The organism is Ruminiclostridium herbifermentans, assembly GCF_005473905.2.
In the GTDB taxonomy this organism is placed as follows: Bacteria; Bacillota; Clostridia; order Acetivibrionales; family DSM-1351; genus Ruminiclostridium; species Ruminiclostridium herbifermentans.
Map to the genome: position 1 here is coordinate 4,740,733 of NZ_CP061336.1, position 11,760 is coordinate 4,752,492.

At 33.4% G+C, this 11,760-nt stretch carries 14 protein-coding genes; all 14 read right to left on the bottom strand.

What is annotated here, in order from left to right; translation table 11 throughout:
* Positions 1 to 3 precede the first annotated feature (3 nt).
* The 14 genes from EHE19_RS19100 to EHE19_RS19165 all read right to left on the bottom strand — a co-directional run bounded on the left by EHE19_RS19100 (position 4) and on the right by EHE19_RS19165 (position 11,744).
* Positions 4 to 1,080 carry an AAA family ATPase gene (locus EHE19_RS19100; RefSeq protein ID WP_171003630.1) on the bottom strand — a complete coding sequence of 359 codons (1,077 nt, stop codon included), beginning with the start codon at positions 1,078 to 1,080 and terminating at the stop codon, positions 4 to 6.
* A gap of 231 nt (positions 1,081 to 1,311) precedes the next feature.
* A complete protein-coding gene (locus EHE19_RS19105) occupies positions 1,312 to 2,067 on the bottom strand; it encodes a DNA adenine methylase (protein WP_137698741.1) in 756 nt (251 codons plus the stop codon).
* Between the two features lie 56 nt (positions 2,068 to 2,123).
* Positions 2,124 to 2,348, bottom strand: coding sequence for a hypothetical protein (locus EHE19_RS19110; RefSeq protein ID WP_137698742.1), 225 nt, complete (start codon positions 2,346 to 2,348; stop codon positions 2,124 to 2,126).
* A gap of 98 nt (positions 2,349 to 2,446) precedes the next feature.
* Positions 2,447 to 2,788, bottom strand: coding sequence for a hypothetical protein (locus tag EHE19_RS19115; RefSeq protein ID WP_137698743.1), 342 nt, complete (start codon positions 2,786 to 2,788; stop codon positions 2,447 to 2,449).
* A complete protein-coding gene (locus tag EHE19_RS19120; protein ID WP_137698744.1) occupies positions 2,788 to 3,516 on the bottom strand; it encodes an NlpC/P60 family protein in 729 nt (242 codons plus the stop codon). The genes EHE19_RS19115 and EHE19_RS19120 overlap by 1 nt, the downstream gene beginning before the upstream one ends.
* Positions 3,517 to 3,531: 15 nt before the next feature.
* Entirely contained in the window at positions 3,532 to 3,864 is a 333-nt protein-coding gene (locus EHE19_RS19125) for a hypothetical protein (protein ID WP_137698745.1), read from the bottom strand.
* A gap of 75 nt (positions 3,865 to 3,939) precedes the next feature.
* The gene (locus EHE19_RS20020) at positions 3,940 to 4,056 is read right to left on the bottom strand and encodes a CD1375 family protein (protein ID WP_280513955.1); all 117 of its coding nucleotides are present in this window, start codon (positions 4,054 to 4,056) and stop codon (positions 3,940 to 3,942) included.
* Positions 4,049 to 4,321, bottom strand: a complete 273-nt coding sequence (locus tag EHE19_RS19130) for a hypothetical protein (protein WP_137698746.1) — start codon at positions 4,319 to 4,321, stop codon at positions 4,049 to 4,051. The genes EHE19_RS20020 and EHE19_RS19130 overlap by 8 nt, the downstream gene beginning before the upstream one ends.
* A 14-nt stretch (positions 4,322 to 4,335) precedes the next feature.
* On the bottom strand, positions 4,336 to 5,937 hold the full coding sequence (locus tag EHE19_RS19135) for a hypothetical protein (RefSeq protein ID WP_137698747.1): 1,602 nt from the start codon (positions 5,935 to 5,937) through the stop codon (positions 4,336 to 4,338).
* Between the two features lie 2 nt (positions 5,938 to 5,939).
* Complete coding sequence (locus tag EHE19_RS19140) at positions 5,940 to 6,974, bottom strand: siphovirus ReqiPepy6 Gp37-like family protein (protein ID WP_137698748.1); 1,035 nt, start codon at positions 6,972 to 6,974, stop codon at positions 5,940 to 5,942.
* Position 6,975: 1 nt separating this feature from the next.
* Entirely contained in the window at positions 6,976 to 7,830 is an 855-nt protein-coding gene (locus EHE19_RS19145) for a phage tail family protein (protein ID WP_137698749.1), read from the bottom strand.
* Position 7,831: 1 nt separating this feature from the next.
* On the bottom strand, positions 7,832 to 10,546 hold the full coding sequence (locus EHE19_RS19150; protein WP_137698750.1) for a phage tail tape measure protein: 2,715 nt from the start codon (positions 10,544 to 10,546) through the stop codon (positions 7,832 to 7,834).
* Positions 10,547 to 10,820: 274 nt separating this feature from the next.
* Complete coding sequence (locus EHE19_RS19160; protein WP_137698751.1) at positions 10,821 to 11,138, bottom strand: hypothetical protein; 318 nt, start codon at positions 11,136 to 11,138, stop codon at positions 10,821 to 10,823.
* 54 nt (positions 11,139 to 11,192) lie between these two features.
* On the bottom strand, positions 11,193 to 11,744 hold the full coding sequence (locus EHE19_RS19165) for a hypothetical protein (protein ID WP_137698752.1): 552 nt from the start codon (positions 11,742 to 11,744) through the stop codon (positions 11,193 to 11,195).
* Positions 11,745 to 11,760: the final 16 nt, after the last annotated feature.

Here is an 11,760-nt window from a genome sequence, read left to right on the forward strand (position 1 = left end):
TCCTTATTGATTATTTTTTAAGTACCTATATATAGTGCTTTGCGGAATTGAAAATATTTTGCTGATTTCAGAAACCCTATATCTTTTACCCCCATCATAAAGTACCTCTACTAACTTTTTTTTCTGATTAATATTAAAGTTTTCGAAATATTTCACCACTTTATTTATTATTATTACATTTATGTCATCATTTGACAATACACTTTCTCTTTTTATATCATCACAAAGTCTTACAATTTCTGCAGCATTTATCATTGGAGTACTCTCTATAAATAAATCTAATATACTTTGAGATATATTCCTTACATTGTTGAATTCCCTAATAATTATTTCCTTTTTTAATTCATCTTTTGGAATTTCCAATTCTATTTTCAAATCAAATCGTCTCCAAATTGCCTTATCAAGCAAATTGGGATGATTCGTAGCAGCAATTATAATACTTCCTATAGGCCACTCTTCAAGTTCCTTTAATAAGACATTTACAATTCTTTTTATTTCTCCCAATTCCCTTTCATCATCTCTTCTTTTAGCTATTGCATCAAATTCGTCAAGAAACAGAATTGAATTATTATTTTTCGCATAATCTAATACTTTTTTTATATTTGCACCAGTTTCACCCATATAACTTGATATAACGATTGACAAATCCAACACAATCAATGGTTTTTTTAGCATATATGAAAACCATTTAGCCGAATAAGTTTTTCCTACACCTGGCTCACCATATAACAGTATAGAGTTAGATGGTTTAACACCAATATTCAATAATTCATTTGCTTTTATCTGTTCGTCTAAAAATCGTTTGTATAGTTTTTTTACATCATTATCTAAAATTGGTTCCTGAATTTCTTGAACCTCTACAATATTAACCAAATTCATATTATTCTTTTTATCTGTAGGTAAATTATCTAATCCAATTGATCTATATGCATTGTTGGTAATATTCTTATTGAAAAGTACACTATTTATCTCTTCTGCTACTTGAGGGTTCGTTTTCTTTAATTTATTTGCAACTGTTATAGATATTACCTCAAATGACTTTAGATCCTGTTCTAACCCAGCCCTTATAAGTTTTGGCAAAATATTATCCACGCTCATTTTATCACCTTTTAAAATATCTTTTTTATTTGGTACAAAACAATAGTACCATATATAAGCATGTACATCAACATTATTCTCATTATATTATTGTACAATGAAAAATGAGAAAAATTTAGCCTCAAGGTTTTATCCTTGAAGGCATTAGTTAACTATCTATTTACAGCAACTTCTATAGAAGGTAAATAAAAGCCTCTAAAAGGAGGCTTTTATTTAATAATTCCTAACAATCAACTCCCCATACTTTTTATCCTTATCAGCATATCTAGATGTAAGGTTATTATTTCTTTCAACCGCCTCAATATGAAAATTCTCATAACGCTCCCATATATAATCACAATTATTATATGACAATATGAATTTCCCTTTTATCCCTGTAAGTATTTTATAAAGGCGTTCATGATCATCTTGTGAAAACTGAGCTTGATAATATTTCTCTGTACCATAATATGGCGGGTCAAGATAAAACAAGGTATACGGATTATCGTAAACCTTTATCAAATTTTCGAAATCTTTATTTTCAATAACTACTTTTGAAAGCCTCTCCTGAATAGCTGATAGATATTGAACTGTTACCGATATGTCCCTTTTAACACAACCATATGTACGAGTATTACAGCCATAAGAAGTTTTAATTATCATAAAGAATCTTGCAGCTCGTTGTATGTCAGTCATACCTTTTGTATTATACTGTGCTTTAAAGTCCTCGAAAAGCTCCCTAGAATTCAGCATAAATGATAATTCTCTCTGCAGTTCCTTACAGTGATACTTAATGCACCGATAAAGGTTAACTAGGTCACTATTATAGTCATTATAAATTTCCATTTCAGCATGTTTGTCCTTATATAACAGTACCCATGCAGCTCCCCCAAATACTTCTATATATCTATCAAACTTTTCTGGAAATCTGCTTACTATTTCCTTCCTTAATAATTTCTTACCACCAATCCAACCTATAAAACTGTTCATAATATCCTCCAAAAAATAATAAGAACAGATAATGTACTGTTCTTAAAAGTATTTTATTATTTAACCATTTCACCATAATTGCTGACTTTAAATGATGCAGACAGAATATTTTCAAGCTTGAAAACCCTAATTTTGCTTCTTAAGTAACAAAATGCTCGAATATTACTGTCACTTATATCAAGTACCTTTATATTTCTTTCTGTTATTTCATTATCTTTTAAATACATAATCCGAATGATTCTGTTGCGCTCAAGTGATGCTTTAAGAAAATAATTTATCATAACAATCACCTAATATAATTTTATATCGAACATATGTTCGTGTCAATGATAAAAAATATATCTCTCAGGGAGAATCCCCCGAGAGATTTTAATTGTTATTATTTTGATACTTTATCTGTTATACTGTCGTTTAATTTTCCATCATCCAAATAATCTTTTACATCGACAAACCAATCCTGCAGCTTTTCTTTTAAGGTTTCCTCCGTTATAAATATTTGTAACCATTTAGGAATTAGCAAATATAATTCCTTAATAACAAAACTAAACCTCTCCTGCCCTCTCTTTGAGCCTATAATTTCTTTTTCAGCTTTTAGAATAAACTTATAGCCAAGCTTTCTGAGTTTGTTCCACCGCTTGTTTAAAACAAGATAAAACACATAAAAAAATACTGCCAAGCAAAGCAGTATAGTTGTTAAGTTACTTATTATAAATTCTTTCATTATAGCTTACCTCCAATTTTTATTATTAGATCATCGAAATATGGATCGATATCCTTTTTCTTTGTCCAGTACTCCTTACTTATTCCAAACTTAGATACAAGGTTGTCCAATGCTTTATTAAAATCAACTTGACTAGAATCATCCTTCTTTATAGTGGAATTATCACCGCTATCTGATTCCGTGCCGATAACAACCTTTGTCTCATCTGCAGGTAAATCAAATTCTATCCATGGAGCTTGACCCCAATGTGTCCACGCACGTTGCGATAACTTAGTTTTTACTACTCCATAGTCCACACCACGAGATTCAATAACCTCTCCATTTCCGATATACATACCCACATGTACCATACGGCCTTGTTTTGTCCCATACATAAAAACTAAAGTACCTGGTATTAGTGGCATATTTACAATAGTACCTCTTCTCGCTGTACACTGATCATACAGCCCTTGAGCTGATACATCTAGCCATATCCCAGACATTGCTTTTCTTGCCGCCTTAATTAAACCAGAGCAGTCATAACAAATTTTACCCAGCCACTTTGCACATCTGCCCTTAGTGTAATCTCCGCCTTTCTGGAAGTAGCCATCTCCCATTGTGCTTCCGTACATTGCTTGTGCTGCTTTAAGGGTTTGTACTGTGCATACTTGCCCTATTGCACTATAAACATAACCAAGACCAATTTTGCTTTTGACCCATTCGATAATTTTTGATGCTTTCACAGTCATCTTTACCAATCTCCTTTATTTTTCTATCTTTCTAGTCTTAACTGGCAATTCTCTTAATTCTTCCATTAATTTGGTTACCGTTCCATTACCGCCTAGCGTGTGATATGCTTCATACATAGATGAAACACTCTCTAAACCGTGAATAGATATATATCCACGTTCCATATACACGTCATAGCACCTTATAATCTCACTTCTTAAAAGTGCCTGTGTTCCTTCCTTAAGAGCTTTATAATCACAAGTTTGTTTACGCATACGCTTTTCTAAAACTTTTAAAGCAGTTCCCAACCCTCCCATTACAAGTCCGAATAAGACTTGTACCCAATATTTAATAACAAAATCTTTCATAAGTCCTCTCCTTTGATGTTTTTTAATATAAAAAGGACTACACATCACTGAGTAGTCCCATTTAAACTTAGTTTTTTATTCACTTTTTACATCTAAATCTAGTAATACCTGTACTTTTGACCTCCATTTCTCAGGTACATCATTTATAGTTCTTAAACCGCTTTTTATTAAATCATAATAAATCTTAGCCATTTGATGAACCTCCTGCCATCATCTCTGCTAATTCAGCTAGAGCTAATTTTATTTCTGTGTTTTCTTCTTTCAGTGTTTGCAGTTCTGATTTAGGTAAATCCTCAAATACAGCAACATTAGGTGTTACCGATACATCTATACATTTTACATATTTACCTATAGGTATATCTACATCTATGTAGGGAACTCCTACTGGTTTATATAGGTTACTTCCTTGCATCTGACTAATTATCTGCCCTGTTATGTCATAAATTATTCTTGTCAAAAATATCCCCCTCCCTATCCAATAACTATATAATTGTATGAAGCGTTTAGCCTGCCGGTATAAAATATGAAGGAATTATTATAAAATGAAATATTTGCGTGGCTTTCTGTTCTTATATAGAAACTTGACCCTTGACCTCTGAATCCTTTTGTCGTGTATGTTCTATCATAGTAAGAGTCAAAATATTTCATAACGGGTAACTCTGAATCATCTGTAACTCCAAATCCACCTTCACCCGGATAAGAGCTATTTACTTCATCCGCCCACCACAGAACAATTTTGGGTTTAAACAATAAGCCACTGACCAAGCACTGATAGTATCCACTATACTCACTAGTAGTTGATGTTACTTTACCAGTTTTCCAATGTCTTTTAGTGCTTGTACCTACTTGATTAATTCCACTTCCACTACTGAAAGTTTTACCTGAATCTACATTTTCCGCAGTTGCAGTACCGGTTACAGCTGCTATAGTCTGTAGCCCACTAAGATATTGTCCAGCCGGAATAGTCTGTACTGCTGTGCTAGGGTTATATGTAGCAGCTCCTTTACTTGGTATTGTTCCTGTTATATCTCCTGCATCTGTACTTGCTGTTTTTCCGGCTAGTAAATCTGCAGGAGTAGCATTGCCGGATGAATCACTACCCTGTAATATAAAATTTCCAGTTGTGGAGTTATATTTAAGCGAATATGTACCATTTAACCTTAGTTTTCCTGATGTTAACGCCTTTCCCTTACTATCTACTATAGCTTTTGCTCCAAGCCCATTTACATTAATAGTTGATGCTCCTGTGTTAGCTACATTTATTTTAACTACTATACCCATGCCATCCACATATGCAGTAGGAGCAGGACTTAATGTAAGAGTGTATGTATTTACACTTCCGGACGTAACACCATAACCAGGTTGTCGTACATAATCTGATAAATGCGTGGTGGCCGAGTTCTTTAAACTTTGGATATCAAAACTATTTGCATTTATTAGATTTAATAGATTGCCTGCGGTGTTTTCATCTAAAATAACTTTTAATTCTTGAATCCACGCAAGAAACTCAGCCTTTTTTTCTTGCTCAAACTTCAATAATGATGTTTGGTACTGATTAAATATTTCAGTTGTATCTACCTGTTCCACAGTTCCGTGAACTATACCGCACAAACTACTGTTTAATCTTTGGTCTGTTATGTTTGCCTGATTTATAGCTGTATCACCGTTATTTATAAGAATATCAGCTATTACAAGTTCGTATACATCTGAATTTCTTATTATTTCTGGAGTCGTAGGCATACTGGCCGGAGTACCTTTTTTTACTTCTAAAACAATCTGCCTATTTAAATAATCTAGCTTTAATACTATTCTGTCTATTCTCTTTAACACTCCGTCTGATACATCAATTGTAAGGTTTAATTCTGCTGTGTTCTCATAATAGTACCCATTTATCCATGCCTTACCTGGTGCAACTTTAATATTCATTCCTGTAGCAGCTGACACAATTAAATTTGTACTTGGATTCGGGTATACACCATTGCCAATAAAACTACTAAAAAAATCAGCAAAGTCAGAGGCATTATATTTTCTATCTCCGTTTATGCTGTTAAAAAAACTACTCTTTTGTGTCAATTCTATTCCTCCTTTAATACGTCCTTAAGCTCAGGCAGTGGACTCCCAAAAGTAGGTGTTATTGTTAATATACCGTTCTCGTATACCTCCTCTATTTCTGTAATTCGGACATCAATTTTTTTATTCCATTTTCGATTTCTGCATGTAACCACATCTCCAAGGTCAAAATCTTTTTTATAAACCAGATTTGATTGCAAATTAACATTACTTTCAAACACTTCACTCTTTGCAGCTCCTGTTAATGCTTCTATTCCTCTTTGTCTTAATAAGAATTTATATTGCTCATCAGTAAGGTTCTCTTTCTTTAAGTCTTTAGCATCAACAAAGATTTCTCTTCTAGTCAGTCCATTAGCCTCTCCAACCATTACAAGTATCCTATCAGTATCTTCACCCTCTCCACCAACAAGTGCCACTGTCCTATAATTTTCAGTTGCAAGTGTATATTTACTATCCGTAACATTTTCAAACTCTTCTGAGAATATGGCTCTTGCGTTTACATCTTGACTTGCGCTTCTATCAATTCCTTTATAGCACTCAAAAAGTAGCTTTTTATTTAACCTATCAAACTTTACAGTATAACCAATATTACTTACCTGTGCTATTTTAGTTAATGTAACTGCTATATTTTTATATGTAACTTGTATATCTACTGTTTCAGTAAATCCTTTTAGTTCCCCCAGCTCCAATTTGGGTATTGGAGTCATATTGCTTACTAGTATTCTCATGGCAAGCTCTGCAGTGGTGTTTAATGTTGTTTTTGCCAATACTATGCGCCGTTCTAAAAGTGATGATAAAAACCGACCTTTAACTACTAAATTATCAGTACTTATTTCTATATTTTCAATTATTCCTGCTTCAACGGTGTTATGTCTTGCTACTATGTACTGTTCTTGAAACAAAGCGATATTTTCAGCTGTAGCCTTTAAGTGAAGTTCAAATTCTCCAGGTTGAAAATACCGTCTTCTCCACCTCAGACTGTCAAATATGTCCACTAATCCTAGTAACTCTAACTCGCTATTATATATATAAAGTTCCATGTTATACCCCCAAATAAGCTGGCGTATAGTATATTGACACTTCCAAATTGTCGAGATTTTGCTCTGCATTGTATCTTAAGAGATTATCTCCCGGCTCAAGCTGCAAAAACTCGCTCTCACTATCTAAGTAATTTATAAGATTACTTATTACTCCGCTTCTATTTAATTCAATTTTCTTTTTGCCATAGATAGTACAAACAGTAATTATATCTCCAGCTTGCATAATAGTATTTATTTTTAATTCTTTTCGCTTGTATACATCAAAAATGCTCGGACTTGCAACTGTTCCAATAGCTCTAAACTCAATCACCATCCCTAGAGTTATGTTGCCACTATTTTTTACATTTACTACAAGGCTCAATTGTCTATATCCCATCTCAATTCCTTCTGGTATTATTTCAAGTGGGAATTCAAAGCTAGGCAACCATGCAGCTATATCATTCCTAATGCTGTCTATATCTTCCCAAAATGGTCTCGGACTTAGCAAACTTAATGTTGCTGTTTTAGGTACTGTATTATCATCTATTGTTAGAGATTCAACTAAGCAATTTATTTTTCTTTTTATGCTGTCCTGTTCAAATACAAGTATCCCTTCAGACTTTGGGATGAAAATGCCATAAAGAATATTTCTATTAGATACAAAGTCATTCTCAATCCGGAAGTCAATAACTATATTGCGCATGTCCATTGTACTTCCGGTATAGCTTGCACCATCCTGATATGTTCCTTTAGATGTATATATATTGATTTTAGGAATACTCGTTCCACCATCAAAGTTCTCTAAATAAAAAGGGTCAAAATACCCAATCTGAATACTTTGCCCTTTCGTATTTATATATGTTAATGTTTTTGGCATGTTACACCCCCAAAACCATTTTTCTGCTTGCATTTCTTGTTTGTCTTGCAACTTCTGCAGGTGTAAGCGGAGTTGGGCTATAAATATTAACTGTCTGGTTATATCCATACGGTTTCAATCCAACGCCTGTTGTGTCGTTGCTAGTTGTAGATGCGTACTCCTGTCTTTTAACTGGTATCGCCTTTGCCATATTAGTACTTACTTGATTCATCTCATCCTCAAAGCCAACACCAATACCTTGAGCCATGTACTTACCAACTTCATCAGCTAAGACACGAGAAGGTGAATGTATTCCCAAAGAATCTTTTATTTCATCAACGATACCTCCAACAAAACCAGATATTTTGTCTTTCAGCCAACCTACTGCACTACTAATACCCTTCCAAATACCTTCAACTATGTTCATTCCTATGTTTATCATTTTATTAGGTAGCTCCATCATAAACTCAATAAATTTTGCAATAAAAGAAGGAAGGTGCTCATTTGCCCATCTAATTAATTCTTCCTTCAAGCTTGCAAATTTATCTATAACACCATTTATTACATTCCAAACTTTTGAAGGGAGCTCAGCAAAAAAGCCTACAAAACTACTTATTATCATTGGTAGATTAGTTATAATCCAAGTAGTTATATTTGCTTTCCATTCTGTAAACTTTGTTACTAGATTGATTAATTGCGTAGCAACTCTTCCGGGCAGTTGAGAAAAAAAGCTTACTATTTTATCAATAGTAGTTTTAAACGCAGTTTTTACCTTTTCTACAAAGTCATCAACAAAGTTCCTAAAGCTTTCACAGTTATCATAGAGTAGTTTAAAAGCTCCAGTAAACGGATTGACTAGCAATAACAATAACCCTTGCCAATTGCTTTTTACGAAATCTATTATTACATTAAAAAATCCCTTTATTTTGTTGATTGCACCGGATACAGTGCTTGTTATACCTTCCCATATGCCTATTAAAGCATTTCTAAAGTCCTCGTTTGTATTCCAAAGGGCAATTATAGCCGTAATTAAACCAGCAATAACAGTTATAATAATCCCAATTGGATTAGCGTTCATTACTAAGTTAAGTGCTGCCTGTGCAATTGTAGCGCCCTCATTGGCCAGCCGAAAAGCTTTTATGGCTTCTACAACTCCAAAAATCGTACTCGATACATTCCAAACTATAAAGCCAGCACCTATACCTAAAATACCTGCTTTAACAATTCCTGAATTATCAACTATCCACTGCAAAGCTGATTTTAAATTTGGCATAATGTTATTAACCATATCAAGTAAATCCTCTGCAAGTGGAGCGAATGCCTCTTGTATACCTCTTGTAGCTGTTGTTAATTTTGTTCCTAAATCATCTTTTACAGCTTGACTTGCTTTATCCGTTGCTCCACTTATGCTATTAATTCCATTGTTTACATCATTCAGTGACAGGACAGCTTTTTTACCTAAATCTTCCCATTGTGTACCAAATAAAGCTACTCCAGATAGGTTTTGCGTTGTAGCATCATCTTGCTCTTTTAGCTTATCTATTACAAGTTGCATTACCTGACCTGTAGTCATAGTTCCGTTATTTATTTTCTTTAATAAATCGTCATAGTTAATGCCAATACTGTTTAACCCTTCTCTTGTAGTATTGGATCCATCCATTATACGAATGTTAAATTCTTTCATTGCATCTGCAACTTTATCTAAGCTAAATGCACCATTATCCACACCATTTTTTAGCATTTTCATGGCTTCGTCAGCTGACAAGCCCATGCTTGCAAATTGTGGAGCATACTCATTTAATGTGTCTAAAAATTCACCTGAGAAGTCTAATCCGTTTTGAAAGCCTACTGTAATAATATCAAATGCTTCTGTAGATGAAACTCCAAAGTTGTCCATCATGGTCTTAACGGATTTTACAGATTCATTTACTTCTGTACCAAATACATTGGATATTGTATATGCCTTTTCTGTTACACCTTTTAATTCTTCATTTGAAATATCACCTAGATATTGCTTAACAATTGCTAAATCATTGGTTACATCAATAACATTTTCACCAAAACCATCTTTCCAAATAGATTTAGCAACACTTGTTAAGTCTTTTGCTTCTTGTTTTGTTAATCCTAGCTTAGCTTGTATTAGTCCACTAGCAGAATTAGCCTGTATAGCAATATCCTTAATTGCACTTCCTATATTTTTGAGTCCGTTAACTATGAAGTTTCCGATAACATTAGCTTTTAAAACATCACCGAAAGATAAAGCTTTGTCTTTTGCATCATCAAAATTGTTTGATGTGTTATTTACTTCTTTCGATGTATCTTTCATTTTTCCAGATACACCTTCAAGTTCATTAGAGGTATTGTTTAAAGTATTATTAAAATCTTCCTGTTCTTGTACTAGCTTTTTAAGACTTATCTCCGTTTGTACTATTTCTCTCTGAAATGCTCTATATTGCTCTTCAGATACTTTCCCCTCTTTAACCTGTTCTTGTACTTGTGCTTCTGCTTGTTTTAAAGTCTTTAGCTTGTTACTAGTATTATCTACACTCTCAGCTAATAACTTTTGTTTTTGTTCAAGTAATTCAGTATTAGTCGGGTCTAATTTTAATAGCTTTTCAACTTGTTTAAGTTCTGATTGTAGGTTTCTGCTATTTTTATTTACACCTTCTAATGCTTTATTAAGCGGAGAAGTATTACCACCTATTTCAATTGTTATCCCTTTTATTGTTCCGGCCAATACTATCCCTCCTTTCCAAACCTCTCCCTTAATTTTGCTCTATCTGGTTTTGTCTGTTCTAATATCCAGCACTTATTGAGATATTTCTGTCCTTCCGCTGTCTCCATGTACTTGTAGATTACTGCATCTCTAAGTAATGCCTGGTACGTAAATATATCAAGTTCATAAATTTGGTTAAAATTAAAGCCTGTATAATCAAATACAAGCTTCTCCTCAAGATAATTTAAATTGTAATGCCCCTCGTATGTATCATCATCAGGACAACGAGGGATTCTTAGTTTGGGCTATTCCTAACCTCATTTAACCATTTTGAATATTCATTAAAAATTGCTTTATATTGGTCTATGTCAAGGTTTTCAATTATTTCATCTGATACCTTAAAGTTAGTTTTATTCTTATTAAGGATTAGCCTTATAGCTTCAGACATTGCCTCTTCATTATCCTTATTCTTAGATAAAGCTATAATTTTTTTTAAAGTTTTAACTTTTGGTGGCTCAACGTCAAGCCTAAAACTATGTTCTTTACCCTCATCATCAGTTACTGAAATACTAATATCAAAATACCTTTTATTTATTGTATTTATATCAAACATATTATTTTTTCACCTCTTATATAATATTAAAGGGACATTGCTGCCCCTCTCAAACTAAACTTCTGATACTTCTGGTATATCTTCAGTATACTTTATCAATGTGCCTTCGTTGTCCTGTGGCTGTGCTTTAAATTCAGCATCAATTACAGTTTCTTTGTCTTTTTTAAAAGCAAGAGTAAATCCAGCTTGGTTCTGTCCAACAATCGTTACCCTGATATCACCATCTACAGCATCTTTATGTACAAAATGTATAACATATTTTTTACCATTGTCGTTAGAAGTTCCACCTATCTTTACAGTTCTTACTCCTGCTTCTTCAGTAACTCTTGCTGTACTGCACAACTTTAACAATGTTTTACCACACCAAGTCATTATGCCAGATTTTAAAGTAGCCTCTTCCTCAGTAATAATTACTTTTGAAACCTTACCCATATCATCTTTAGCTTCATAATATTTAGGCTTGTATTCTAAACTCGCGCCACCTTGAATGCAGCCTAACTGGTTTGCTTCAACTTCTATTTCGTCATTTTCTGGTAGTGTTCCAGTAAACTCCATACAATACAATGAACCACTTCCCAGTACTATTTTTTCTCCGTCTGAAAGCATCTTCTTTAACCCCTCT

Excerpts from the sequence above, each read along its gene's own strand:
- EHE19_RS19120 (WP_137698744.1), bottom strand. The coding sequence starts at position 3,516 with ATGACTGTGAAAGCATCAAAAATTATCGAATGGGTCAAAAGCAAAATT.
- EHE19_RS19140 (WP_137698748.1), bottom strand. The coding sequence starts at position 6,974 with ATGGAACTTTATATATATAATAGCGAGTTAGAGTTACTAGGATTAGTG.
- EHE19_RS19165 (WP_137698752.1), bottom strand. The coding sequence starts at position 11,744 with ATGCTTTCAGACGGAGAAAAAATAGTACTGGGAAGTGGTTCATTGTAT.
- EHE19_RS19160 (WP_137698751.1), bottom strand. The coding sequence starts at position 11,138 with ATGTTTGATATAAATACAATAAATAAAAGGTATTTTGATATTAGTATT.
- EHE19_RS19115 (WP_137698743.1), bottom strand. The coding sequence starts at position 2,788 with ATGAAAGAATTTATAATAAGTAACTTAACAACTATACTGCTTTGCTTG.
- EHE19_RS19110 (WP_137698742.1), bottom strand. The coding sequence starts at position 2,348 with ATGATAAATTATTTTCTTAAAGCATCACTTGAGCGCAACAGAATCATT.
- EHE19_RS19105 (WP_137698741.1), bottom strand. The coding sequence starts at position 2,067 with ATGAACAGTTTTATAGGTTGGATTGGTGGTAAGAAATTATTAAGGAAG.
- EHE19_RS19125 (WP_137698745.1), bottom strand. The coding sequence starts at position 3,864 with ATGAAAGATTTTGTTATTAAATATTGGGTACAAGTCTTATTCGGACTT.
- EHE19_RS19145 (WP_137698749.1), bottom strand. The coding sequence starts at position 7,830 with ATGCCAAAAACATTAACATATATAAATACGAAAGGGCAAAGTATTCAG.
- EHE19_RS20020 (WP_280513955.1), bottom strand. The coding sequence starts at position 4,056 with ATGGCTAAGATTTATTATGATTTAATAAAAAGCGGTTTAAGAACTATA.